We start from the raw sequence: 24,687 nt of genomic DNA, 5'->3' as shown, positions 1-24,687 counted from the left end.
GATGGCCCGGACTTAGGCCATTGCGACCAAGGTCCTTACACGTAGGTTTCTGGGCTGGCGAACGCGTTATGATGAGCGCGAACCAGAGCGCGCCAGTGTCGTCCCAATCACGACTTTTTCTTGGTATCCGGTGGTGTAGGGGTAGGGTGTTGCGCGTGCCATGCCTTAATCTGTTCGAGTCGTTCTTTGACTTTCTCTTCGCTACCTTGATCAGTAGGATGATAGTAAGTTCGCCCCACCAGATTATCCGGCATGGTTTGCATCGTTGTCAGCTTGTCTTTGGCATTGTGGGCATATTGGTAATCTTTCCCATAACCGAGATCCTGCATCAAATCAGTTACCCCATTACGAATTTGAAGCGGGACCGGTTCAGCCAATGTTTCGGTTGCATCTTTTTTGGCGGCACCATAAGCCGTATAAAGCGCATTGGATTTGGGTGCCAGTGACAAATAAGTAACGGCATGGGTTAAGTGCACCGTACACTCCGGCATGCCGATAAATTGGCACGCCTGATACACGGTAACGGCGATTTCTAAAGCTCGGGAATCGGCCATACCGATATCTTCGCTGGCAAACCGAACTAGGCGGCGGGCAATGTACAATGGGTCTTCGCCTGCCTCTAGCATGCGGGCCAACCAATAAATGGCCGCATCCACATCAGAATTGCGCATCGACTTGTGTAATGCCGATATCAGATTATAGTGCTCTTCCCCATTCTTGTCATACAATAAGGCCTTTTTGGTCAATAATTGTGCGACATCGGCCTGCGTAACCGAGATGATATCCCCCTTGGTCTCGGCGTTCGTGACCGCCATTTCCAGTGTATTCAACGCGATTCGCGCATCGCCATTGGCAAAGTCGGCAATTTGCCCCAACAGCTTGTTGCTGATCTTCACCTTCTGCAAGCCATAACCGCGTGGATCCTTCAGCGCTCGTTGCAACAAGTCAACCAGTTCCGCACTAGTCAGACCATGCAAAACGAACACACGCGTCCGCGACAGTAACGCAGCGTTCACTTCAAACGACGGATTCTCGGTTGTAGCACCAATCAGGATAATGCTGCCTCGTTCGACATATGGTAAAAAGGCATCCTGCTGGGCTTTATTAAACCGGTGAATCTCGTCAACAAACACAATCGTCTTTTGACCCAGTTCGCGATTCTGCTCAGCCTCTTTCATCACCTGCTTAATCTCTTTGATTCCACTGGTGACAGCAGAAAACGTCACAAACTGTGCTTTGGTTCTCCTGGCAATAATCCGCGCCAGGGTTGTTTTACCAACCCCCGGGGGACCCCAGAAGATCATCGAACTAATCTCATCATGTTCAATGAGATTGCTCAACACCTTATTCTTGCCTAACAGGTGGGTCTGGCCAACAAACTCATCAAGCGTTTGTGGCCGCATCCGACTCGCCAACGGCTGAAAGTTACCATTTTGAAACAGACTTTGATCCATATGCTCACCCCCGATCAACGTCCAGCCCTAATTTTAAGCGTTTTCAAGCTGCGACGCAATCATTCCATTGTTCTATTATTGTGTTAACATAATGATAAGTAAATTCATAACCACCCGACGTTGTCAGAACAACGTACGCAGGCCCCAGGAGTGATAAAATGGCACAACCACCTTCATCGCTAGAAGGATTTCCAAAAGGTGAATTTGCGGCTTTTTCAACCGCTAAAATGACCCACTTCCTACCTTACTCGCAGGACACAACTACGAAAGATTTAAAGGGATTCTTCGGCACCAACTTCCAGTACCTCACCAAAACGCCAATTGGTCGGCTCAAAATCGAAATTCCCAATACCGAACCGCTCATCGTTCAATATGGCGAAATCATCGCCCGTTTCACCAATGGCAAGTTCAAAGTCATCGACAGCAACTACTTCCACAAGAACTTCAACGATCCACTGGTCGATGAGGATTCAAAGGGTATTTATTGAGTCAACTGACATGTTGTGAAACAAATTAAAAAGTGCTCGTCTTCGTTTGAGAAGTCGGCACTTTTTTTGATGAACTCGTCATTGTTTGGTGCAAAATACGGTTACTATTGTTCGCCTAAATTCTTAGGCGGTAAGGCAAGAATGACGATCTGCACGATAACGAGAATCAAGGGAATTAAAGTTAAAACAAGGTTCTTGTTGCTTGCTTGAAGAGCCGAGACGAAATTCGACACGACATAAAACGCAACAAACCACCATGGACTAATGCCTGCATCTCTGAACCGGCGCCAAGTTACTGTCAACATCGGCAAAGACAACATAGACCATGCATAGAAAATAGCAAGGAACAGAACAACTAAAATGACAGCACCAAAGCCTAATGAATTAAAAATATGTGCTGCATTTTGCGGGTCTATTTTTCCTGCAGCAGCTACCCCAACAAATGTGGCAACTAGTGACAAAATAACGAATAATCCTGTAGGGACCATAATGAGGACAGAAAATAAAATACTCCACCAATACTGACTCCGACTAGATGTCCCGGTAAAGTCGCCGCCGCGAAGGAAGAGATTTTTAACGGCTGCACCAAAACCTACGCCAACTGTGCTAGGCGAATGTGGTTGAACCGGAAAAGGCTTCACTTCCTGCTCACGGCTCGGTAACACCAAGATAATTAAAGTTACCAGTGCCGCAACGATCGGTAGAATGAACAATGGCAACAGTCCCATGCCACTCGCCGCCAGTAGTGGTCCGGCTAAAGCCACGATCACTAACACTAGATACAACCAAGGGCTAACCTTGGCATCACGAAACCGCCGAATTGTCAGACTTAGTTGGGGATAACCTAAATACCCAAGCGCAATTGCTGGCAACATCACCAGCGTTTGCAAAAGACTAGCGCCAAAAGACTTTTCGCCATTAAGAATCGCGGGCCCGATGACACCGATCAAAACGCCGGCCACAACGCCGACTAGAATTTGAGCTAGAAACACCCACCAATACTGCGCCCGTGAACTAACACCTTTGAAGTCGCCAGCACGAAAGAAGAAGTCCTTAATCGCTGGCCAAAAACCTTTTTCTTGTTTCATAGTGCCTCGCCTCCTGTTGTGAATATCGTGAGTATAACATAAGAAATCTATAGATCAAAAAAAGATACGCGTGAATAAAAAATTAGTTGCGCACAACACTCACTTTTAATTACTTCTGAGGCGGTCCGTCACAGTCATTGTTCAAACACCATGTGGCACTAAGCGAAATGCCAAAAGCTCGCTAATCAAATGTTCCCAATCTTCCGCGCGTGGCGGCGAAAGCCAAATCACTTTAGGGATATCGGTATGATGATATGCGTTAACCAAATCAGTAATAATCAGGCGGGTCTGCGGCTGGACCTCATTGGTGACTTTGACATTTAACATCGAGAAACGCTTGATCCCCCGTTCAATAATGGTGTTGTAGGCTTCCCCCAAAGTAAAATCAACGCAAACATACAGTGGTTCAAGCACACTGCTCAGCGGCACATTCGCCACCAGTGTCAGCAAGCAACGATAAAAAATGAATTGGGCCTGCTGATCATCTAACGCGGCCTCTTGTTGTTGCACATAGGTCTGACAATATTCAAAAAACTCCGGAAACGTTCTGGCAAAATAAGCAATTTCGGTATGGTATTCAAAGAAACCGCTTCTAAGCGGAAAGGCGACAACATCAATCCAACATTTATCAACTTCGTAAGTGATATTTTGCTTCGCTTCCAACGTTAATGTAACACCAAACCGTTCTTCAAATCCACGAATAAAGTCGCTGCTTCTTTGCGTCACTTCATCTGGAAAAATCACTGCCGGAGCGGAAATGATTCCCACAATCGCAAGAAACGTACCTAGGTAATCACACTCATTGTTGATAGCTTGCTCATCGGCGGGAAAATGGGCCTGAAAAATCGAAATTACTTTGTTCCGCTCTTCAAGTGCCTGCTGCCGGATTTTACTGATCAGTTTGGCAACTTCCGGTGAAGTCGCAACGAAATAACCTTGCTGAAATCGCAATAAGCTAGCGAGCAAATAAGCTTTGGTTTCAATCAGTTGGCTCATTGATGGGGCAATAACCGGGGTGTCAATCAACTCAAGTAACTCATGCAAGGCTGTCCGAATCTCATCATCAAACGTTTCTTCACCGACGTGGGTAATGATGATGAGTTCCGCCAATAATAAGCGAATGGCTAACTCATCACCGGTCAACTCGCTATTGTTATTAAGATTAATCCCCCATTTTTGCAGTGTTTGGCGCAATGCCGTGAAACGTTTATACATAAATGTATAACTGACATAATGCGCTTCCGCAAAATCATAGAGATCAAAATTCTGTCGTTGCGTCACTAGCAACATCAGGATTTTAATTTGGTAGGAACGCTCAAGATAATGATTCAAAAAGACGAAAATGTTGGTGTTGTGATTTTTATGCAGAATCGTGGTGGTTTCGGTCACTTCAATATCAAATAAACCTGACAACTGAAACGTATCAATGTCATCAGCAATTTCTTTAGTCCGCCGTTTAAAGAGATAATACGAAATATCCAATTTGTGTTGTAATTCACTATTCCTCAGTCGCTGGTTTGGATGTTGATCAAGATAATGCAACAGCTGGAGTTTCTTTTGATCATTTTTTTCCATTAACTCAGATAATCTCATAAATACCACCCTCACCTTAAGACTAAAACCAACCCGCTTACTTGATGTCGTGCCTTCACCTAATGATCAAATGCCCACATCATCAATGAAATCAAGCTTTCAATTTTGCTTTTACACAATTCAAATCACATACATCACTAAAAATTCGCACAATTAGGCTGTCAGCGTCCTCAGACGTTGGCAGCCTAATGTGCGGATTTTAAATCTGTTGTTTAAGTTGGGCGCCGCTTGAAAATGCTCATTTTTTAATAAGCGCGTTCATCATGAACCACATATTTGGTTGGGTTACAAACATTTTTAACCTAAGCCAATTCATTCATATCCTTAGGTACTGCCCGTTGAGCGCCGCTTGATCCGAAGTCAAAAGAAGTATCAATGTTTACCCTGAATTGTAACATGTTTAATCTACTCATTCACGTTCCGTGCTTTTTTGTGCTTGCGTTTTAGCAACACGATCATCAACAGCACAACGACGATGAGTAAAATCGCGACCACTGCCAGCAATGCATAGACCCACCAATGATTGGTTGACTTCAGGGTCACATCTTTTTGATTCAGATTCTTGGCAGTATGGTCGGTAATGGTAAATTCTTTGGTCAATGTCCAGTGATTTTGATAGCGTTGTTTGGCGCTGTTGATTTGCCGTGTCACCTTGCCATCCGAACTCTGATTGCCATAGACTTCTAGTTGGGCAATGTAAGTGCCTGGCTCCAAGGCTTTCCCTGCCAACGCGATCGGAAAATCGAAAGTCGTGTTAGGAGCTAATTGCATGCCTTCTTTTTTAACACGATAAAGCACCTTTTTGGCCCCTTTGGCACGCACATTCGCGTCAATTGCAACTTTGTTGATGAACGTCGGCGTGATGTTTTCCAGAGACGCGGAAATGACGTTGCGATAATTCACCTGGCTCGGCTTAACGGTATTCAATTTCAGCTCTGGTGCAACCGGCAGGGTAGTCTGTTGAAGCACAAGGCCAATGACGTAGGAAAACCGGTTGTTGATCGACAATCCTTTGCCTTTTTCTTTATTGGCCTGATCTTCCGTTTGATGCTCTTTGAGCGTGATCCCTCCGGCCATCTGCCCTTTCAAGGCGGCATCGGGCATGGTGACATCTAAATTCAAAACCGTATTGCCCTTGGCCGGAATCTTGATCTGGCTGGGCGCTTTGACGTGATCCTTGAGATTAAACGCAAGGCTTTTGGCCGGTTTAATGTCGTTAGGACTATATTCCACCACGCCATTAATGTTGGTTGTCGCGCTAGCAATGCCGACATCGACTTCGACCTCATTATCGGTGTCATTACGTAGATCAACGTGAAGGGTTTGCTTAGCGCCGCGATCCATTTTAATGTCAAAATAACTGACATCTTTATGAACCTGATTGTCTGGCAGCTGAGCCTTTGCGGCAAAATTCAATTCTGAACCAAAAACATGCACGGCAGGGGTCAACAACATGGCAACAAACGCTGCTAAACAGAAAAGTATTTTCTTCACAAAAATCTCCTTTTTAAAAATGGTGTCTCGAGGCTATCGGCAAAATCATGCTAACGCTGGCTAAAATCCGGTTATTTTTGACTAAGGCTTAGGGGTTGCGTTGGCCGGGGTTGATTCTAAGGTCCAAGTTAACGCGGTAACGTAAGCCTTGGCCATCTTCGGTGTCTTACCCGGAACTGACAATTCAACGGAACGGCCCATTTGCTTGTCGTCACCGAAACGGTAGATCCATGTACCCATTCCTTGGTCCTTAACCGCTTCAACCGGGGCAATTTGGGCGGTGCCCGGAATTAATTCGAATGATGCCAAACCGGTTGGGGCGTACTTCGAATCGGTGGCTGAAACCAGACTTGCATTCTTGAACTTCAATTGCGCGCCGATCAATTCACGGGTGGCATCATCTTTCACGGCGAACTGTTTGTCTTGTTTCACTTTCAAGGTCCAACCTTCAAAAGTTCCACGCTTATCGGAAACCTGAACATAATTAGGCCGGTCGACAGTTGTGCCGTCTTGTTGGGCAAACGCCTGTGGCTTCGCATAGTATTTGGCATCATCGCTACTGATCGCTGCTTCGCCGAACGTAAAGCTAGAAGCAAAGTCCAGTGACAGCGGGCCGCTTGTCCCCGGTGTCGGGTTGCCGCCTGGATTACTTGGATCGATCGGCTTGATTGGATTAGGATCGGTAGGATCAAGCGGATCTTTTGGTCCGGTACTTGAGTTGTCGGCTTTAAACGTCACCTCACCATTTGAAATCATGTCAGTTGCTGAAGCCGCGTTAACTGCAGCCGGTGCTACAAGTCCTACCAAGGTTAATCCCAATAATGGTGCTGTCCAGATACTCTTCTTCATTTTTATTTTCCTTCTTCCTTATCTTCTTTAGGTTGTTTGATGATGAAAAACAGGAGCATGGTGACGATCAACAAGCCGCCGATTAAGCCGTATAGCATTTCCGGTCGCTCCCCAAGTCGCGGAACGAGTCCGGACCTGGACGGCGGGGCTTGTGACGTCGTTGATGGCTGATGTTGCTGGTTATTCGACTCGTGAGTTGATGAGGCTGTCGATGTTTCTTCGGCAGTAGATGAGGCCGGTTCAACAAAAACAACCTCACCTGTCGACGTGTATTGACTATCTGCAATGGCAACGAATCGTGGGTGGCAAGCGAGTCCCAGCAAAAGAACAGCCAGTGGCAACCATTTTTTCATTTGGCCTATCCTTTCTTAATTCCCTGGCACATCTTGGAGTGACCAGTCCAGTTCTCCCGAGAAATTGCCGATTTTTTGTTTTTCAATCGGCAAGGTTAATTTGAATCCGCGAGCCGAGCTATCAATGGCGGTATTCCATTCACTGCTAACGTCGCGTTCCGTGACGCCCACATTCACTTCAGCAAGAATCGCCTGACTGGATAAGGTTTGTTCCTGACCGGCCTGATTCGTATAGGTTAGGCACCGGGTCGCATCCACGTCACCGTTTTTAAATGGGCGTGCCATTCTAAGATAGAGGCGCGATTTCCGGGAGCCATTCGTGCGCGAATCTTCAATTTTTAAGCTGCCTTGAACGCGTGGCCGTAAGATTTGGGTCAACCCGGTAACCGTTTGATTCCCAAAATCCAAATCCGGCACGCTGATGACGGCTAGCTTGCCTGCTGGTTTCGGAACCACTTGCCGCTTTAATTTAAAAACCGACGCATTGCCCACCTGCTTTGCAACATCAGTGGGAAGTGCCGTTGGTTGCCGACTTACATACTTACCGTTAAAAATCCAATCGTCGTCACCGGTTTGGGTTGTCAGTAATTGGCCGTCCGCATGAACCTCGTACCCTTTTGTTTCTTGGTTAAAGGGTTCAAGCAACACATTGGCCTGACTGGAAACCAAACCGGTGGGACTCGTTCCCCCAAATTTTCCGGTTTCAAGTATTAATTCATCGGCGTTATCAAGCGTAATGGTGCCTTTCCCTTTCTTGAAGAAATCGCCATTGACGTTTTTTAAATTTGCTTTCGCCCCCGGCCCTAGATTGATACTGGAGTTACTATTGAAATTGGTTGCACTAACCGTTTCGGCTAACAACTGGCCATTTCTTTGAACATCGATGGTCAGATCATGGTTATAGAACATTAAATTGCCAGCGACCGCTCTGCTCGTCTTAACATCCAGAACCGCCTCTTCGCCAATGACGATACGGTTGTTGTGGATTGCGCCGATGCCGGTGTAGACAAGCGCATTGGTGGTATCGACTTTCAACCGTGCCCGCTTCTTTAATTCCAAATTCAACGGCCCGGTTGACGGCCAAAAGGTTCCCAGGACCTCGCCTTTAGCCAAGGTGATGGTGGTGTCTGAATCTTCTTCAAATAAAAAATTAGTGGCTTCGGCGAATTCCTGGATGAAGAATGAACCCGGGTTCTTCGTCGTGTAAAAACTGTTTTTCCCTCTGAAAATAATCTGGTTACTTTTATCGCGGATGTGAAGCGGTTGGGCACCATAATCTGAGTAATAGTCGACGTTTTCAATGATGATCTGACTGTTTCTAATGCTATTGTCTGCCGGCGCAATGCCGTAGTAGTTATTGGCAGAATGTTTAACGGACGCCTTGCCGATTTTAATATTTTTAAACGTAATCTGGATGCCACTGGCCGCGAAATAAATCCCGCGATGCCAATCTAGTCCGCTATTGTACATATAGGTGTATTTGTGATCGCCATCAATGGTGACTGACTGGCGCACCGGGATAGCGGCATCGCCAATATTGATATCAGCCGTTAAGCGGATATGTGTTTCACCACGTTTAATGGCGGCTGCCAATTCTTGAGCAGTTCCTACTAGAAAAGGTGAGGATTGGCTGGAGCTTGGTACGGGCGCTGCTCTTTTTTGCCGCCGCTTCGAAGTCGCTGCGTCGTCGGCTTGATCAGTTAGCGCTTCGTGAGTTGTATCACTCGCAATTGGCTGACTGGCAGACGCGGCGCTGGCGTTGCTCGCTATCATTTGATTCGAACTCGTCGATGCTTCGCTACTTGTCTCAAGCTTACTTTCGGGGCTAGTAGATGGCACCTGTTGATCCGATTGTGAAACCGACGCTTCATTTAAGACTGGGCTAGGTGCTGATGAAGCTGCCTGTGAACCGACATTTAATGTAAGTGGTTGCAACAGCATGACACCTGACAAAAGCCAAAAAAAAACTGTTTCATTTGTTTCACCCCTTTCTCAATGTTATTGATTATATAAGGTGGTTCTGACGTTTGTCATTTTCAGTTTTTATTTATAGGCTTAAAAAATAAAAAAATAACGGCTAATTCCGTTAATTTCCTAGGTATACAAGATTTTAAAAATCAGCTTGAAAACGGCGTCAATTTAATTCGGTTAGTCCAGTTGGCTGTGATCAATTTGTGAAATTGTTCTTTAATGGATACTGAAGAACATTTTCACAATTACTCATCATCGTTAAAAACAAACCGCAAACCATTTCTTTTATAACGGTAGATGGGTGCTATTCGTAAATCGGTTGGTAATGGTTCATGCCATTTACGATAGGCCTGTGTTGGAAGTGGCGTCGTTCCCCATAACGCGTTCGCCGGCGCAGGAGTCTGCGTGTAAGGACCTTGGTCGCAATGGCCAAGCCCGGGCCATCACGCTCGAGGCCACTTTTGATTAGGTATCTAGATGTACGTAACCCGTACTCTCTCCATAACGCGTTCGCCGGCGCAGGAGTCTGCGTGTAAGGACCTTGGTCGCAATGGCCAAGCCCGGGCCATCACGCCCAAGGCCACTTTTGATTAGGCATCTAGATTTGTGTGACTTGTCCTTTCTCCATAACGCGTTCGCCGGCGCAGAAGTCTGCGTATAAGGACCTTAGGCGCAATGGCCAAAACCGGGCCATCACGCCTAAGGCCGCTTATACTCCGACTTCTAACCGCGCCGGCTCACGCTCACCTCCTTTTATGTTAAGCTTACGTCATCACCATGATCATGGAGGAAGACTATGCAGAGTTTTGAAAAGTACCATCCGATTATGTCGGTTCATTACACGATGGACTGGCTGACGACCTTTAAGATTAAAGATGTTTTTCAGTTGCGAGCTGATCAGCAGATTGCCGCGGAGTCTGGGCGTCAATTTGACCAGAAAATTACCGACACCGCGCGCTATGTTAACCGCTCGATGCGGCTGGTGATGAGTAATAATGCCTTGCTTTATGGCATTAAAGATCGGAGCACGAATGATTTTCTCGGCAGTTTCTGCATCTGGAACTTTAGCGAGAAGAAGACTGTTGCCCAGATTCGTTTTGAAACTTTAGCTGCTTATCAAGGGCAAGGCATTATGAGCGAAGTGCTTAAACGCATGATTGGGTTTGCCTTTTTCGAACTTGGCCTTAAGCGGGTTTATGTCATTCTGCCAGCAAGTAATGACCGCGCTGCGAAGTTGTTAACTGCCAACTTTTTCACGCAGGTTGGCGATTATCGGCATGAACGAACCCTCCCTGATGGCAGTAAGGTGCCGCTGGTTCGGTATGAACTCACGGCCGAAGCGGTGGCGGATAAAGACGACTTCCATTTTTAAAGTGGCACAGCAAGGCTCAGATCAATCCAGAGGCACTCAAAAAGCGATCCCCCATGGCGGAGATCGCTTTTTGAGTGGTCTTGTGCTTGGTCAGCTGTTATGCCGCTGATACCTTCACGCCCGTTACGCTATGCCAATTGGGAAGCGGGCGATCATCACCATCAAGTAGCCTGCCAATGCGGGGATCGCGACAGCCGTGCCGATGAAGCGGCTGAATCCGCGCGATGCTCCCAACAGTCGCAGACCTTCGACGATGGCGTCCATCAAGAAGAATGCAGCAGCGATGGTCGCAAACAAGGCCCCAGTCAGCACGCCAAAGTTGAAGAGCACGACACTGGCAGCCACGGCAACGACCGTGATCAATATTTCCATTTTCATCAACCGTTTATATTCATCCGGATTATCCAAAAAGTTAAACATGTTCACCTCGGGCTCCTTTACCTGGATTTACGTTAATGAAGTGAGCATATCATGTCGTTAGGGCCAGATCGCGACCGAGTACAACATTTTGAAAAGAGCTTAATCAACTTAAGGAAAACGCAAGCCCTTGCAATTTGTTGGGCAGCATGGTACCTTTCACTTACTAAATACAAGTAAAAGGAAGTGCCCGCCATGTCTCATCAATTAACCGGGTTACATCATCTAACCGCCATTACGTCAAGCGCACCGCGGATTTTTCACTTTATGAGTGGTATTCTAGGTCTCCATCTCATTAAGAAAACCGTCAATCAAGACGATGTCCGTACCTATCATCTGTATTTCACGGATGACATGGGCACTCCGGGGACAGACATCACGTTTTTCGACTTCCCTGGCATCCAAAAAGCCCAGCATGGCAACAACGAAATTGCCCGCACCAGCTTTCGCGTGCCCTCCGATGACGCCCTCAATTATTGGATCAACCGATTTGACGAGCAACGCGTGCGTCATGACGCGATCACTGAATTGTTCGGTGCCAAAATACTGCCTTTTCACGATTTCGATGGCCAACAATATCAACTGATTAGCGATGAACACAACCATGGCATCCCTGCAGGTACGCCGTGGCGGCATTCACCCGTGCCGCCGGAGTTTGCAATCGGCGGCCTCGGTCCCGAGTACATCACCACCGATCACTATGAAGAACTTATCAGCATCATGACCGATCTGCTTGGCTTTGAAAAAGTCGCCAAAGACGGCCAATATACCTTACTTGAGCTAAATCACGGCGGCCATGGTGCGCAAGTGATCATTGACTACCAACGTTTGATCCCCGCTGCTTACCAAGGCTTTGGCGGTGTTCACCACCTTGCGTTTCGGACAGATGATCGCGATAGCCTGCAATACTGGATCAAAAAAATCGGCGGAGCCGGCTTGGATGCTTCCGGCTTCGTCGATCGGTTCTACTTTGCGTCTGAATATTTCCGCCCGATTCCCGAGCTGCTCTTTGAAATTGCTACCGATGGCCCGGGCTTTCTACTTGATGAAACTTACGAACAAGCCGGCGTTCACCTTGAATTACCGCCATTTCTGGAAGATCAGCGCGCCGCCATCGAACGCAATCTGGTCCCCTTCAACACGGAACCACAATCAACGGAGAAACTTTAGGCTACTTTTATGGCTTAATGTACGCATAACCGGCTGTTTCCGCCTGCGCCAGCTTAATCACACCAACTGGAACAATCGCCACAGTCGCCGGCAACTGCTTTTCATCTAAGTGGCGTTGCGCCAACGAATTGTGGCAGGCAAAAAACTTCACCTGCGGATGGGCAGCGATGAAATCGACAACTTCCTGATCGAAATAAACGGTAATGCCGTCGCCGTTCACCAGAACTTCCAAATCGGCACCCGGCTCAGCTGTTAGAAAATTAGTTAGATTCGAAGCCAGATGGGACCAGCGCTCGGTCGTATCTAAATGGAAAATTGCTTTTAGCGCCATTGTTAATCACCTCGAGATGAGCATAGCATAGATTCGGCGTTTCGCCGAGCGTCCAAAATAGCACATGCCTTAGAACGCGTTCACGCAAAAACCACTGCCGCCTGACAGTGGTTTTGTGCGTGCTTTTATAACGCTGCAAGAATGACAAAGTTCAAGATGAAGCCGACGGTGACTACGGCCAGAACCGGATGAATTTCCTTGGCTTTGCCGGTGATCAGCTTGATCAGGCAGTAGAAGATGAAACCAGCCGCAATGCCGTATGAAATGTTATAGACAAAGCCCATGACGATTGATGCCATGAACGCCGGAATGGCTTGGGAAAGGTCTTCCCAGTCGATTTCCTTGAAGGTACTCATCATCATAATCCCGACCAGAATCAAAGCCGGTGCCAACGCCTGTGTCGGCACAATGGCGATAAACGGCGCAAAAATCGAACTAATCAGGAACATCCCTGCAACAACAACCGAAGTCAAACCGGTTCGACCACCGGCACCGATACCAGCGGCACTTTCAACATAAGTGGTCACGTTACTGGTCCCGAAGATCGACCCAACACCCGTCGCAATCGAATCGGCGAACAGTGCCCGATCCATTTTCGATGAAAAGCCCGAGCCTTCTTCCAAAGCGTGCTCATCGGCATCGGAGAAAATCCCAGTGCGCCGGCCAGTTCCGATGAAGGTGCCCAGCGTGTCAAAAATATCCGAGAAACTAAAAGCAAAAATCGTCATGATGGACAACACGATTTTATCCGGATTCGTGAACAGCGAACCCATCCCCTTAGCCGAGAAAGCCGCGCCAAAGGTTGTTTGAAGTGATGCGAAGGTGCTACCAAAGGAATTTGCAGCACTGAGATGCAAATCGGTGACACCCATTGGAATCCCGATAATCGTTGTCAACAGAATCCCGATTAAAATCGCGCCAGGTACCTTTTTGACATTCAAGATGACCATGATGACCAACCCGATCAAAGCCAGCACAGCACCAGCCTGAGTGAAGTTAACCAGTGCCGGCACAATCCCACCGTTGGAAACAACTGATTCAACCCCATGTTTGAGCGTCAACGCACCGGCTTTTAGCGGCTGGCCATTAATCGTGTTAATGCTTGATGCTTCGGAGGTGAACTGCAGGAACCCGGCATTTTTGATCCCGATATACGCAACGAAGACCCCGATCCCGCCACCAATCGCATGTTGAATGGTTTCCGGAATCGCCACAATGATCAATTTCCGAATCTTCGTGACGGTGATCAAAATGTTAATCACACCACAGATGAAAACCAGCGCCAAGGCTTCCTGCCAACTAAACCCAAGGGCGAAGACAACCGTGTACGTGAAGAAAGCGTTCAGGCCCATGCCCGGTGCCAAAGCATAAGGCACATTGGCGAACAGCCCCATAACCAACGTACCAACCGCACTAGCGATGATCGTCGCGAGGAAAACTGCCTGCGCCGGCATCCCGGTTTGTGACAGCACTTGAGGATTAACGAATAAAATATATGACATTGCAAAAAATGTGGTCAACCCCGCCATGACCTCGGTCATCGGCGTGGTTTTATTTTGATTCAAATGAAAAAAGTTTTCCATGACACGCTCCCCTAAACTTTGAATATGAAAAGTTTACCGAAGAACACATCAACTTGCAATAGAAAATACGTTTATTTTTCAAAAAGTCACCGTTAATGTTCGTGTTTTACTGGCAACGCCCAAATATCATCCGTTTTTTCAGAAAAAGCGGTATAGTGTAACTAATACTTTTGCTGATTCAAAGGAGGTTTTCTTTATGTGGCTTTGGCTACATCTTATTTCATGGGCAGTTCTGGCAGTCGCAGCCGGAATCGCTATTTTCAGTCACACGCGGCAGTTTGTCATGTGGACGATGATCGCGCGCGTTTGTTACCTGGTTTCGATCGTAAGCGGTGTCGTGTTGATGCGCTTCGCATTCGCTCGCAACCCTTTGCTGACAGTCGTTAAAATTTTGTTGGCTATTGGTTTAATCGGATTAATCGAAGTTGCCTTTGCAGGTAAAAAGCAACAGCACTTAAGTAAACCCATCCTGTGGAGCGCGCTTGCTGCATTCGCACTTGTGACCGTTACGGGCTTTGTGTTGGCACAGTTCCGGCCGTTTGTTTGAAATAAATGCTGGTGATGCAACCTAAAAATAAGTGACACGGTGTCACCGACAAATCTATTTAAACCTAACACATTAAAACACGCTGCTTAATATACAGGAAGCAGCGCGTTTTAATGTGTCATGCTTGAGAGCTAGACTTCTTCTTTTTGTCAAAGTGGTGACCGAATACGTAAGCGATCGATGATGCAACGACAATAGAGCCGATGTTGATGCTCCATGCTAACACGGTATTATTTACCATTTTGGCTAGGCGACCGGTAAGCTCACCGAAAAGATACCCGCCAAATGCGCAAATCCAAATAATCCTTTTTGTCGTCATCTTAAATCTGATCTTAACCACTCTTTTCGCTTGGCTGGTCTAACCTTCTGATCCTTACTTCGCCGGCGCCGTTACTTCCGTATTCGTCTCACCCTTGGTTAAAAAGTCAACCAGATTCTGCAGCGAGAAGTAAACCATATTGTGCACCGCGGTTTCCGTGTAATACGCGATATGTGGGCTGAGGACAACGTTTGGCATGCCGAGCAGTTCATCCCACAACGGATCCTCGAAGCTGCCGTGCTTGGCTAGGTTCAGCAGATCTTCGGTTTCATATTCATAAGTATCAATGCCAACACCGGCTAGCTTGCCGGATTTAAGGTTACTGAGCATGGCTTGCGTGTCAATCAGGTTTGGCCGAGCCGTATTGATCACGATGGCACCGGGTTTCATCAGATCAAACGCTGCTTCATCGATGATGTGGGTATTTTGCTCGATACCGGGAACGTGAAGATCAATGATATCACTTTGTTTGAAGAGTTCTTCCAAGCTGACATACTCGAAGTCCGGATGTTCGCCTTTCATCGGGTATGGGTCGTAGGCAATAACTTTGGCGCCAAAACCTTTAAAGAGTTTGATGGCGACCCGACCGATGTGCCCAGTGCCCATCACGCCGACCGTTTGCTGGCCAAGTTCCTTACCGATAAAGGTGCCGGCCTTTTCATAATCGCCTGCGTGCAGCTGTGCCTGGACCTTGCCCATGTTACGCAACAGGTACAACGTATCGGTCAACGCAAACTCGGCAATGGCCGCTGGTGAATACGCCGGAACGTTACTTAACCGGATACCATATTGCTTCATGGCCGCCATGTCAATGTTATCGGTGCCGACGTTACGGATCGTCAGAAACTTGATGCCGTATTCATGCATTTTTTCAAAAACGCCGGCTGCATAAGGCGTCGTTTGCAGCGAGTTGATCCCGTCAAATCCTTTAGCCCATTCAACGGTGTTCTCATCCAAGAACTCGGTATGATACTCAAGCGTGTTGCCGGTTTCCTTGGCCCACTGCTTGAAATATTGGATCTCGTCCACCCGCGCACCGTAAGCGATAATCTTCATGTCTCACTATCCCCTTGTTTTTAGTTTGTCTAACCCAGTATACAAGATCCTGAGATAAAAATAGAACCTTTCGCATCGCCCTTTAAAAAATTATGGAAATTCCCGCTATGGTCAAAAGAGTGGTCGTTCCCCTTGTTCCAGCGCCAGCAGCTTGCGTTTTAACGCTAAGCCGCCGCGAAAACCGCCTAACCCGCCGTCTTTGCGCAAAATCCGATGGCAAGGGATCACCATCATGAGCGGGTTCTGGCCAACCGCATGCCCGACTGCCTGAAATGCGCGGTCGTGCCCGACTGCTGCTGCGACTTGCGCATAGGTTCTGGTCGCGCCATAAGGAATCGTTAGTAGGTACTGCCAAACCGCTGTCTGCAAAGCGGTGCCGCGAAAAGTTACTGGAACTGTCACTGTCTGTGTTTTCCCTGTGAGGTAAGCAGTCAGGACGCTTTGAAATGGCTTCATCGCCTTGTCATTAAACTCAAACGGCCCGTCTACATAGTGCTCTGCTTCTTGCAAGTCAGCATCCGGCGACCCGACAAAAACAAGTTTCCCCTGATCAGCTACCAGTAAGTAACGATGATGGGGCATTGTTAACCACGAATATTGCATGGCGACCTCCTTAGACTACGCTCGTTAACATTGCTGCAGTCTTTTGCTCAAATTTAAGTCGATTCGAATTTTAGTAATCCCTTTCATTTCGGTTAATTTTACCGCAAATCCAAGCGCCGTTCTCGCCGGTTAGACCGGATTGTGCTAAACTGTAGTTTCTATCAAACTCGGATAATACGTGGAGGTACTATCAAATGAAAATTGTCGTTTTAGCAGGCGGCCGGAGCACGGAACGCAATGTGTCGATTTCAAGCGGCTACCGGATCACAAACGCCTTGCGACAAAAAGGGCAACAGGCCACCTTTATTGACCTGTTTCTTGGCTATGATCTCGAAGGAAAGACGGTCGACCAGGTGTTTGACGACGCCAACACCAGTAAGGATCTGAAGATTTCGGATGCCATCCTGACTGACGCTGACATCAACAAGTTACGGACCGACGGCAGCACACAGCTATTTGGTCCGAATGTTTTAGCAATCTGCAAAGCCGCAGACATTGTCTTTTTGGCCTTGCACGGCGGGGACGGTGAGAACGGGAAGGTTCAGGCAACGCTGGATCTGAACAATGTCAAATATACCGGCTCCGGTCCGCTGGCTTCAGGGATGACCATGAACAAGGTCTTCAGTAAGGAGATCATGTTGTACCACGGGATCCAGACCGCTGCATTTAAGGAATTCAAACGGAATCAACCTGGCGAACATAAGGTGCCGTTTGATTTTCCGGTCGTTGTTAAGCCAACGTCTGGCGGTTCCAGTGTTGGCACGCACATCGCCCACAATCAGGAAGAATTGGAAAGTGGCATCGCCGACGTTTTCCGCTTCGATAATAGTGCGATTGTTGAAGAATTCACGCCTGGTCGCGAATTCTCGTTAGGCGTTGTCAACGGGCGCGCCTTCTCAGCCATCGAGATTAAAGTCCATTCCGGCTGGTACGACTTCAAGCACAAGTTCCAAGCCGGTTACACGGATTTCATCACCCCGCCAAAGGATTTGGATGAAGACGTCCATCAGGCGATGAAGGATGTATCGCTGCAAACCATGGATGTTTTAGGCTTACAAAACTATGGCCGCATCGATTTCTTTGCTAACGATAAAGGCGTATGGGTCATCGAAGCCAACAACCTGCCTGGCATGACGCCGCTATCGCTTTTGCCACAGGAAGCCGAAGCAGACGGTGTTGAATATGGCGATCTTGTCATGGACATTATTAATGGCAAGCTGAAATTGTATGCAGATGGGATGACTGAAGCCGGCATTATGACGGCCACGTCAGCCGACTAGCTCATCTACATTAAAAAATCGGTCTTAACCACAAAAACTCGCCTGACGAGTCCTTGTGAGTTGAGACCGATTTTTTGCGTTGCGCTCATTTTAAATGAATGTGGACGCTTATTCACATTCATCAAATAGTCGCGCCGCCCGCCAATCTGCTGGCGTTATGACTTGCGTGGTGATTGCGGAAACTCAATGGTGTCACCGGGTTTAACCGGAATCGTGATCACTAATCCGGTACACGGCTTGTCGTTAACATGGTGCGGATGATTGGCTTTTTCAATCGCGCGCACTCTGCCAATCCTTTTGCCATTAAGCCGAATCGGATCACCTGGTCGAATCCGTTCAATCGGCGGTGCAATCGTGATCACCGTGCCCCTTGCCCCAACCGTTGCGGCAGTTTGAATGGTATACATGATTTATCCCCTCGTTCACGCATTCACTAGCTACCCTTCGATCTTACCAGCATGCCGGGTGGAAACACAACTTTAACGAATCGCGAAAATCAAGCCTGCTTGCATGTGCCTGACTCATCATGAATAATAAAGGCAACTGTTAGCCGAAAGGGGCTGGTTTAATGATCAAACCACTGAAGTTGCATCAACATGATCAAGTTGCCATTGTCAGTCTAAGCGCAGAGACACTAGGGGAAGCCTTTGCCGCGCATCAACGGGAACTAGGGACCAAACGCCTCGAAGCAATGGGGTTGGTCCCGCGTTTTATGCCCAATGCTTTACGCGGGCAAGCGTATTTAAAAGCACATCCTGAAGCTCGGGCCGCTGATTTAAAAACGGCCATGACCGATCCGGATATCAAGGGGATTATTTGCGCAATCGGTGGCGATGATACCTACCGTATCGTGCCCTATCTGCTTGATGACCCGGAATTTATTGAAGCGGTCAAAAATCACCCGAAAATTTTCACGGGATTTTCTGACACAACCATCGATCATCTCATGTTCTACCAGCTGGGGATGACCACCTTTTACGGGCCGAACTTTCTGAACGATCTGGCCGAACTGGATACGCAATTATTGCCTTACACGGCAGCCAGTTTTCACCATTTCTTTGAAAATCCGGCGACCACCGAGATCACATCCAGTCCGACATGGTACGAAGAGCGAACCGATTTTTCCGCCGATCAGCTAGGGGTGCCGCGCAAAGCCCATCCAGAGCAGCACGGCTACTTAACCTTACGCGGTCATGGCCGCGTCACCGGTACCTTGCTCGGTGGGTGTCTCGACAGCCTTCACGACTTACTATATCCTGTCCGCTATTCCGATGAGCCGCAAGTTGCCGAGAAGTACCACCTTTTCCCGCAATCCTGGTCAGACAGAATTCTCTTCATTGAAACCTCTGAGGAAAAAATCGATCCGGCGACGTATCGTCAGTTTCTACGGCATCTCGATGATCACGGTGTCCTGCAGCAAGTACGCGCCATTTTGGTTGGCAAACCGCAAAATGAAACTTATTTTACCGAGTACCAACAAGTACTTTTAGACGTGACGGCTTCTTATCAAACGCCGATTCTATACAACCTCAACTTCGGTCACGCCTACCCGCGCACCATTTTACCGTATGGCTTACAGGCAACCGTCGACTTCGACCAACGGCAATTAACGATTAACGAACCCTTCTTTGCCTAAGCCTCTGTAAATTTCGTATCGGTGACTTAAATGTTGCGTACAGGTCGCGTAAATCCCCCCATTTTCTGCAAACTCTGTGCTATTTTCAAAGTACAAGGGAGGTAGAAAAATGGACCAAACGCAAAAGTTAAACGCTCCGATCCGCCAACATATTTTTCTGATTGTTGCTGGTATTTTACTTTTATTGTTAGCTGCAGCGGCTGGTTTTGACTGGCAGATTTCACAAACTATTGGCGATATGAACGATCCGTTCGCCACGCTCTTTCAAGACGTCGGTCTGTGGACGGCACCGCTGATTATTATGATCAGCTGCAATATCGTTTGTCACTATGCGCTGCGCTCTTCGCAACTTGCGTGGTACATTCGCACGCTGATGGTTATCGGCAGTGTCATCTACGCCGGTTGGGAATTATGGGCCGGATACCTGAAGTATGCGATGACGATGGTGATCACATCGCTCAACGACATCAACGCCGGCAAGCCAATGGGAATGGCCAATTCCGATGGCAGCAAGCTTGCCTTGCCTGGTACCACCAGTCTCATTTTGTTCATTGTGCTTTACGTTGCGGTTTTTGCCGGCAGTCAATATTGGCTCTCGCATAAAAGCGACGAACAGCTGCGTTACTTATTGAAGGTCGCACTTGTAGCCACCTTAGTCTGCATCATGTCCGATCAGATTGTAAACGCGATGAAAACCTTCTGGGGCCGCTTCCGTCCGTATGAATTAAATGGCAACCCAGCGCACTTTACCAGCTGGTTCCATCCAAACGGAGCGAACGGCCACATGAGTTTCCCATCCGGTCATACGCAAACCGCTGCAACGATCCTCACGCTGACTTGGTTCGTTGACCGCGACAAGCCTAAGCGCCAACGCCTGGTGTTCTGGCTCACCTTTGCGTACGGCGCCATCATGGCCTACACCCGTGTCCGGATTCTTGCCCACTTCACCGGTGATGTCACCATGAGTCTGATCCTCACCTGGTCACTGATCTTAATCCTGGGTGCCGTTGCCCAACTGCCGCTGGTTAATTGGGAGGCATTAACGGCACATGCTAAGTCCAAAAAGTTAGACACTGAGCCGGCGTCCTGAAACTTGGGGTATCAGCGACGTCTCGCTCAGTTGAATCGTTTGTTTGGCCGCAGCTGGTAGTTTGGCTGCGGTTTTTGTTTTGGGGTGGTTGATGGAGATGGGTCACATTTATTTAGGGCAATTGTGGGGGGTGTCTTTTGCTATCTATAACGCGCTCACCAGTCCAGAAACCTGCACATAAGGACCTTGAAGCCTAAATGGCCAAAGTGTAGCGATTCAATGGAGATTATCCTATTAGGGGCAATTGAACTGTTAACTTTCGCGTTCTATAACGCGCTCACCGGCGCAAAAGCCTACGTATAAGAACCTTGGGCGCAATGGCAAAGACCGCCATCACGTCCAAGGCCACTTACACTCCGACTTCTGAACGCGCCGGTTCGCGCTCAAAAAAAATGGCGAGTCGCTTCGACCTTCTGAACGCTGACGCGCCGATCGTTACGAACTCACCGTGGTTTGGCACCGTGTTGGAGTATAGCATGGCTTTGGCTACAAAAACAAGGGTCGTCGCCGCTGTAGATTATAAAGATACGGTGAAATACCAAAAATCGGCGTCAAAACAAGTGAAGGCCTCTTGCTCGAACTATTCGCCTCCGTTTCGTTTAGCGGTTTTCAGACTTATCTAGACCTTTTACATATCCTTCCGCTTGCATCCGATACATTTCTGCATACTCAGAATTTGTTCGCATTAGCTCTTGATGTGATGCAAAACCCATAATTTCACCTGATTTGAGGAATAGTACTTTGTCGGCCATTGTCACCGAAGAAAGTCGATGCGTAACGAAGATAACTGTTTTGTTTTTACTGAGTTCTGCAAAGTGCTGATAAATTTCAAACTCGCTACGTGGATCAATGGCTGCCGTCGGTTCATCTAAAATAGCTAAGCTTGCTTGGTCATCATTTAAAAATGCTCGAGCAATGGCAATCTTTTGCCATTGCCCACCTGAAATTTCAATACCATCTTCATATTGCTTTCCCAAATGAGACTGTAAGCTGATTTTCTGTTCCGAAAAGTTATCCCAGGCACTTGCTTTCTGAAGTGCCAGTTTAACATTTTCTGGAGTAAAGCCTTGAAGGTCAGCAATACCCACACTTTCTAGCAAGGATAAATTGAATTTAGAATAGTCTTGGAAGACAACTCTGATCTGATGTCTAAATGCATCAACGTTCAACTGATTAATAGGTGTCCCGTTTATCATAATTTCACCAGAAGAAACTTCATATAAGCGTAGTAACAGTTTAACGAGTGTTGACTTGCCAGACCCGTTCTCGCCGACAACAGCCACAGTGGAACCGGGATCAATCTCGAAAGTAATGTCTTGCAGAACTTTTTTGTCAGTTTCTGGATAGGCAAAAGAAACATGGTTAAATGCAACTGCAAATGGCACCTTCGGCAAACTGATCGTTTTACCAGGTACATCAAGCGTGTCTTTTCTACTCAGAAACTTGTAGTATTTCTGCATAAACAAAAGCGTATCGTACAGCAAGCTAGAACTTTCCACTAAACTTCCTAGACTTTGAGATAATGAAACGACCGTCACAGCAAACGTGAGCAGTGATGCAACTGGATAGCTACCTCTTTGTATGCCAACGATCACTAGGTATAGAGAAACGACTAACGCAACACCGTTTACAATGGCGTAGGCTCCTGAAATACGCATCTGCTTTAATCGCACTCGACTAAGCCGGCCGTGAATTTGCGTAAACGTATGCTGATATTTTTTTATAAAAAAATCAAATGCATTGAAAATTCTCACTTCTTTAGCGTCTGTATTTGCAAGTAACGTTTTCGCATAATACTGCATTTTTCGCGACTGCGGGCTCCTATCCACCATTGTTTCAAATGCATCCTGTTGAATTTTATACGTGAAAATTGCTTGTGGGATGATCGGTAATAAAACTAGCAGGATAACGATAAAGTTGAATTGTGCTAATAAAACAATATAAGACACAACCGATAATGTGTCGCGCAAAAGATCAAGGCCAAACACAATTAAGTTAACTGGCCGCCATCCGGATTGTGAGCGAATAAACTCTAATTCGTCATAATAATTGGCAGTCTCGAACGTTGCGATTCCCTTTAGCTTTTTGGAATGCTCCATCAAGGTTAAATTAATATGCGCTACAAGTCGGTCAGTCAGCAACCCTTGCGTCAAAGTAACAATAGGACCGGCGATCCCAAGTGCAATAACAGAAACGCTCCAAACAGCGGCAGGAGTAATAGGGGAATCGTTATTGTTTAAGGATGTTAACAATAATTGCGATCCCGCGATGGTAGCCGCTGGTAGGACAGATTGTATCGGCACCAAAACAAAAAGAATGGTCGCATATAAGGGCGACGCCTTGAAAAACTCACTTAAGCTTTTCCGATATAGGTTTAGAAAGTTGGTTGCTGATTTAACCATAAAACCACCATCTTATTGTTATTTTTTAGTTTACATTATAAATTATAACATGGTATTATTCGTCTATGCCATACCTTGCATACCAATTGCTGCCAACTTTTGTCAGGAGAAATTTCATATGCCAGAAACTTTATCTCCCTTTAATAGTGCACCAAAACGTCTACAGGACACTTCACGTATGTCAGATCTCGGAAATCAGACTTTTATGGTCACGTTTGTTAGCAAGCCTAAGGGCAATGGCAAACCAGCAACACTCAACGGTAATGGATTATTGGCAGGAACCATCATTAATCGCGAAGAACTGCTTCAGACTAATGAAGGCCGTGTTAAAATTCGTGATAACTTTGGCCAAATCTTCCGTTTACGTGAAGAAAGCACTTTTCAAATTGAATTGACAGAAGAGGGTTTTCAACCAGTTTATGATGGCTTTGTTTTTAAATTCCATCGAGGAAAGATTGCTCCAATGGTAAGTGGTGGGAAATATAGGACATCATGCTACGATCAAGGCACTCCTATAGTAATCATTGAACCAGTTGATGAGACCACCGACAAGTACTTCTCATTCTCCGATGACAGTCGCGTGTACGAATATGATGAAAGTGGGCGCAAGTTCACTATCGTCGCATTAAATGAAGACGAAGAAGTTGAGCTTCACTACGATGTTCGCAACTCTATGCGAACGCGATATGTTGCAAAAAACAGACAGAGGATCAGTGATAAAGATTTAGATCGGTTCTCTCAACAGTACATGAACGATCGCTTATGGATTGGAGTTATGTCCAGGTATGGTATAACAGGTATAACAGTATGAGTTTAAAGCCACCTTGCCATCTGCATAGCAAGATGGCTTTTCTATGTGATCACGACGGCATTAGACATCAACTAGATCTCCCGACATCATACTAGTCGGAATAGCTAACCAGGCGCAGGAGCGTCTCATAACGAGGTGAAATCTGAAGAAATCCAGATGAACGCAATAAACCCTAATAAACAAGAAGCAGCTACAAGGCCGAAAATAACTGAATAAGCTCACCGAAGAAACCAAAGTCAATACTGAGTAAAACCATGATGGTTAAGTTGAATTATAGCCCTTCTTTCTTTTCTGAGCAGAATCTTTCCACTAATATAATGAAAGCGTTTGTTGACAGAGTTCCGGTCTTACATGATAGCCTTATAAAGGAAAGAGAGCGAATTCTTATGAAAAAAATCCCAACACCAAAAATTAGCGAGATTTTAAAACAAGAGTTTATGCTCCCATTCGATCTGTCTACTCACTCGCTAGCCAAGTCCCTTGGCATCTCAACTTCGTGTATTGAAGATATCCTACATGATCGCCGGCAGATTACGGCTGACACCTCAATTCGTTTAGGGCGTTTCTTCGGGGTATCGGACAGGTATTTTCTCAACATTCAAAACGATATTGAGTTCAGGAATGCTGAAGAAAATCACAGAAATGAGTACAATGCCATTCGTAAGTATCAAATCCGCGATCAGAGAGTTGATGACTAGTTTTTCAGTAACTTCTTTACTTAGGGCATTGCGGCTTTTAGGCTATTCTTAGTTGCTATCTAATTTGGCAAAATTGCAAATT

At 46.8% G+C, this 24,687-nt stretch carries 23 protein-coding genes; 9 read left to right on the top strand and 14 right to left on the bottom strand.

The genetic code is table 11. The features are described from left to right. Window positions 1–107 precede the first annotated feature (107 nt). The gene (locus LACZS1_RS01225) at window positions 108–1,454 is read right to left on the bottom strand and encodes a replication-associated recombination protein A (RefSeq protein ID WP_070652290.1); all 1,347 of its coding nucleotides are present in this window, start codon (window positions 1,452–1,454) and stop codon (window positions 108–110) included. 158 nt (window positions 1,455–1,612) lie between these two features. Between LACZS1_RS01225 and LACZS1_RS01220 the strand changes: the two genes are divergently transcribed. Continuing rightward, window positions 1,613–1,942 (top strand): hypothetical protein, encoded by a 330-nt coding sequence (locus tag LACZS1_RS01220; RefSeq protein WP_010489941.1) that lies wholly within the window; start codon window positions 1,613–1,615, stop codon window positions 1,940–1,942. Between the two features lie 104 nt (window positions 1,943–2,046). On the opposite strand, the gene LACZS1_RS01215 is transcribed toward LACZS1_RS01220, so the two are convergent. The 6 genes from LACZS1_RS01215 to LACZS1_RS01190 all read right to left on the bottom strand — a co-directional run bounded on the left by LACZS1_RS01215 (window position 2,047) and on the right by LACZS1_RS01190 (window position 9,272). After that, window positions 2,047–3,030: a DUF805 domain-containing protein gene (locus LACZS1_RS01215; protein WP_070652289.1), complete on the bottom strand. Its 984-nt coding sequence runs from the start codon at window positions 3,028–3,030 to the stop codon at window positions 2,047–2,049. 141 nt (window positions 3,031–3,171) lie between these two features. Next, window positions 3,172–4,623 (bottom strand): helix-turn-helix domain-containing protein, encoded by a 1,452-nt coding sequence (locus LACZS1_RS01210; protein WP_070652288.1) that lies wholly within the window; start codon window positions 4,621–4,623, stop codon window positions 3,172–3,174. 405 nt (window positions 4,624–5,028) lie between these two features. Then, window positions 5,029–6,117, bottom strand: coding sequence for a WxLIP family cell surface protein (locus LACZS1_RS01205; protein WP_070652287.1), 1,089 nt, complete (start codon window positions 6,115–6,117; stop codon window positions 5,029–5,031). 81 nt (window positions 6,118–6,198) lie between these two features. After that, window positions 6,199–6,966, bottom strand: a complete 768-nt coding sequence (locus LACZS1_RS01200) for a WxL domain-containing protein (protein ID WP_070652286.1) — start codon at window positions 6,964–6,966, stop codon at window positions 6,199–6,201. 2 nt (window positions 6,967–6,968) lie between these two features. Beyond that, window positions 6,969–7,319, bottom strand: a complete 351-nt coding sequence (locus tag LACZS1_RS01195; protein ID WP_070652285.1) for an EF2685/EF0750 family sortase-dependent surface protein — start codon at window positions 7,317–7,319, stop codon at window positions 6,969–6,971. 15 nt (window positions 7,320–7,334) lie between these two features. Then, window positions 7,335–9,272 (bottom strand): pectate lyase-like adhesive domain-containing protein, encoded by a 1,938-nt coding sequence (locus LACZS1_RS01190; RefSeq protein ID WP_306402891.1) that lies wholly within the window; start codon window positions 9,270–9,272, stop codon window positions 7,335–7,337. A gap of 814 nt (window positions 9,273–10,086) precedes the next feature. On the opposite strand from LACZS1_RS01190, the gene LACZS1_RS01185 reads away from it, so the two are divergent. Next, entirely contained in the window at window positions 10,087–10,662 is a 576-nt protein-coding gene (locus LACZS1_RS01185; protein ID WP_010489964.1) for a GNAT family N-acetyltransferase, read from the top strand. A 123-nt stretch (window positions 10,663–10,785) separates the two neighbouring features. Here LACZS1_RS01185 and LACZS1_RS01180 read toward each other — a convergent pair whose 3' ends face one another. Beyond that, complete coding sequence (locus LACZS1_RS01180) at window positions 10,786–11,082, bottom strand: hypothetical protein (RefSeq protein WP_025013734.1); 297 nt, start codon at window positions 11,080–11,082, stop codon at window positions 10,786–10,788. Window positions 11,083–11,274: 192 nt separating this feature from the next. Between LACZS1_RS01180 and LACZS1_RS01175 the strand changes: the two genes are divergently transcribed. After that, complete coding sequence (locus LACZS1_RS01175) at window positions 11,275–12,249, top strand: ring-cleaving dioxygenase (protein ID WP_070652283.1); 975 nt, start codon at window positions 11,275–11,277, stop codon at window positions 12,247–12,249. 7 nt (window positions 12,250–12,256) lie between these two features. Here LACZS1_RS01175 and LACZS1_RS01170 read toward each other — a convergent pair whose 3' ends face one another. Further along, window positions 12,257–12,580: a DsrE family protein gene (locus LACZS1_RS01170; protein WP_047106597.1), complete on the bottom strand. Its 324-nt coding sequence runs from the start codon at window positions 12,578–12,580 to the stop codon at window positions 12,257–12,259. A 125-nt stretch (window positions 12,581–12,705) separates the two neighbouring features. Further along, a complete protein-coding gene (locus LACZS1_RS01165; protein WP_070652282.1) occupies window positions 12,706–14,163 on the bottom strand; it encodes an NCS2 family permease in 1,458 nt (485 codons plus the stop codon). Between the two features lie 196 nt (window positions 14,164–14,359). Between LACZS1_RS01165 and LACZS1_RS01160 the strand changes: the two genes are divergently transcribed. Next, window positions 14,360–14,710, top strand: coding sequence for a YisL family protein (locus LACZS1_RS01160; protein WP_070652281.1), 351 nt, complete (start codon window positions 14,360–14,362; stop codon window positions 14,708–14,710). Window positions 14,711–15,083: 373 nt separating this feature from the next. Here the strand turns inward: LACZS1_RS01160 and LACZS1_RS01155 are convergent, their stop codons facing one another. Both LACZS1_RS01155 and LACZS1_RS01150 read right to left on the bottom strand, forming a co-directional pair. Further along, window positions 15,084–16,085 (bottom strand): D-2-hydroxyisocaproate dehydrogenase, encoded by a 1,002-nt coding sequence (locus LACZS1_RS01155; protein WP_025013729.1) that lies wholly within the window; start codon window positions 16,083–16,085, stop codon window positions 15,084–15,086. Between the two features lie 111 nt (window positions 16,086–16,196). Continuing rightward, complete coding sequence (locus LACZS1_RS01150) at window positions 16,197–16,688, bottom strand: methylated-DNA--[protein]-cysteine S-methyltransferase (RefSeq protein WP_070652280.1); 492 nt, start codon at window positions 16,686–16,688, stop codon at window positions 16,197–16,199. 194 nt (window positions 16,689–16,882) lie between these two features. Between LACZS1_RS01150 and LACZS1_RS01145 the strand changes: the two genes are divergently transcribed. Continuing rightward, entirely contained in the window at window positions 16,883–17,968 is a 1,086-nt protein-coding gene (locus LACZS1_RS01145; RefSeq protein ID WP_070652279.1) for a D-alanine--D-alanine ligase family protein, read from the top strand. A 155-nt stretch (window positions 17,969–18,123) separates the two neighbouring features. On the opposite strand, the gene LACZS1_RS01140 is transcribed toward LACZS1_RS01145, so the two are convergent. Then, the gene (locus LACZS1_RS01140; RefSeq protein ID WP_010489986.1) at window positions 18,124–18,375 is read right to left on the bottom strand and encodes an MlaD family protein; all 252 of its coding nucleotides are present in this window, start codon (window positions 18,373–18,375) and stop codon (window positions 18,124–18,126) included. A 161-nt stretch (window positions 18,376–18,536) separates the two neighbouring features. On the opposite strand from LACZS1_RS01140, the gene LACZS1_RS01135 reads away from it, so the two are divergent. After that, a complete protein-coding gene (locus tag LACZS1_RS01135; protein WP_274804390.1) occupies window positions 18,537–19,604 on the top strand; it encodes a S66 family peptidase in 1,068 nt (355 codons plus the stop codon). A gap of 109 nt (window positions 19,605–19,713) precedes the next feature. Beyond that, on the top strand, window positions 19,714–20,694 hold the full coding sequence (locus tag LACZS1_RS01130; protein WP_070652373.1) for a phosphatase PAP2 family protein: 981 nt from the start codon (window positions 19,714–19,716) through the stop codon (window positions 20,692–20,694). Window positions 20,695–21,293: 599 nt separating this feature from the next. Here LACZS1_RS01130 and LACZS1_RS01125 read toward each other — a convergent pair. Continuing rightward, window positions 21,294–23,096, bottom strand: a complete 1,803-nt coding sequence (locus LACZS1_RS01125) for an ABC transporter ATP-binding protein (RefSeq protein WP_070652372.1) — start codon at window positions 23,094–23,096, stop codon at window positions 21,294–21,296. A 118-nt stretch (window positions 23,097–23,214) separates the two neighbouring features. On the opposite strand from LACZS1_RS01125, the gene LACZS1_RS01120 reads away from it, so the two are divergent. Together LACZS1_RS01120 and LACZS1_RS01115 are read left to right on the top strand one after the other, a co-directional pair. Then, window positions 23,215–23,907 (top strand): hypothetical protein, encoded by a 693-nt coding sequence (locus tag LACZS1_RS01120; protein WP_070652371.1) that lies wholly within the window; start codon window positions 23,215–23,217, stop codon window positions 23,905–23,907. 386 nt (window positions 23,908–24,293) lie between these two features. Then, window positions 24,294–24,605: a HigA family addiction module antitoxin gene (locus LACZS1_RS01115; RefSeq protein WP_070652376.1), complete on the top strand. Its 312-nt coding sequence runs from the start codon at window positions 24,294–24,296 to the stop codon at window positions 24,603–24,605. The last annotated feature ends 82 nt before the right edge of the window (window positions 24,606–24,687 follow it).

Source organism: Lacticaseibacillus zeae subsp. silagei, from assembly GCF_030770335.1.
In the GTDB taxonomy this organism is placed as follows: Bacteria; Bacillota; Bacilli; order Lactobacillales; family Lactobacillaceae; genus Lacticaseibacillus; species Lacticaseibacillus zeae.
This window is presented reverse-complemented; position numbering and strand designations above follow the sequence as displayed.

Bases quoted from the DNA above. Each gene is read 5' to 3' on its own strand.
- LACZS1_RS01160 (WP_070652281.1), top strand. From the start codon at position 14,360: ATGTGGCTTTGGCTACATCTTATTTCATGGGCAGTTCTGGCAGTCGCA.
- LACZS1_RS01155 (WP_025013729.1), bottom strand. From the start codon at position 16,085: ATGAAGATTATCGCTTACGGTGCGCGGGTGGACGAGATCCAATATTTC.
- LACZS1_RS01195 (WP_070652285.1), bottom strand. From the start codon at position 7,319: ATGAAAAAATGGTTGCCACTGGCTGTTCTTTTGCTGGGACTCGCTTGC.
- LACZS1_RS01225 (WP_070652290.1), bottom strand. From the start codon at position 1,454: ATGGATCAAAGTCTGTTTCAAAATGGTAACTTTCAGCCGTTGGCGAGT.
- LACZS1_RS01120 (WP_070652371.1), top strand. From the start codon at position 23,215: ATGCCAGAAACTTTATCTCCCTTTAATAGTGCACCAAAACGTCTACAG.
- LACZS1_RS01140 (WP_010489986.1), bottom strand. From the start codon at position 18,375: ATGTATACCATTCAAACTGCCGCAACGGTTGGGGCAAGGGGCACGGTG.
- LACZS1_RS01210 (WP_070652288.1), bottom strand. From the start codon at position 4,623: ATGAGATTATCTGAGTTAATGGAAAAAAATGATCAAAAGAAACTCCAG.
- LACZS1_RS01220 (WP_010489941.1), top strand. From the start codon at position 1,613: ATGGCACAACCACCTTCATCGCTAGAAGGATTTCCAAAAGGTGAATTT.
- LACZS1_RS01135 (WP_274804390.1), top strand. From the start codon at position 18,537: ATGATCAAACCACTGAAGTTGCATCAACATGATCAAGTTGCCATTGTC.
- LACZS1_RS01180 (WP_025013734.1), bottom strand. From the start codon at position 11,082: ATGTTTAACTTTTTGGATAATCCGGATGAATATAAACGGTTGATGAAA.
- LACZS1_RS01165 (WP_070652282.1), bottom strand. From the start codon at position 14,163: ATGGAAAACTTTTTTCATTTGAATCAAAATAAAACCACGCCGATGACC.
- LACZS1_RS01170 (WP_047106597.1), bottom strand. From the start codon at position 12,580: ATGGCGCTAAAAGCAATTTTCCATTTAGATACGACCGAGCGCTGGTCC.
- LACZS1_RS01150 (WP_070652280.1), bottom strand. From the start codon at position 16,688: ATGCAATATTCGTGGTTAACAATGCCCCATCATCGTTACTTACTGGTA.
- LACZS1_RS01145 (WP_070652279.1), top strand. From the start codon at position 16,883: ATGAAAATTGTCGTTTTAGCAGGCGGCCGGAGCACGGAACGCAATGTG.
- LACZS1_RS01200 (WP_070652286.1), bottom strand. From the start codon at position 6,966: ATGAAGAAGAGTATCTGGACAGCACCATTATTGGGATTAACCTTGGTA.
- LACZS1_RS01115 (WP_070652376.1), top strand. From the start codon at position 24,294: ATGAAAAAAATCCCAACACCAAAAATTAGCGAGATTTTAAAACAAGAG.
- LACZS1_RS01130 (WP_070652373.1), top strand. From the start codon at position 19,714: ATGGACCAAACGCAAAAGTTAAACGCTCCGATCCGCCAACATATTTTT.
- LACZS1_RS01185 (WP_010489964.1), top strand. From the start codon at position 10,087: ATGCAGAGTTTTGAAAAGTACCATCCGATTATGTCGGTTCATTACACG.
- LACZS1_RS01215 (WP_070652289.1), bottom strand. From the start codon at position 3,030: ATGAAACAAGAAAAAGGTTTTTGGCCAGCGATTAAGGACTTCTTCTTT.
- LACZS1_RS01175 (WP_070652283.1), top strand. From the start codon at position 11,275: ATGTCTCATCAATTAACCGGGTTACATCATCTAACCGCCATTACGTCA.
- LACZS1_RS01125 (WP_070652372.1), bottom strand. From the start codon at position 23,096: ATGGTTAAATCAGCAACCAACTTTCTAAACCTATATCGGAAAAGCTTA.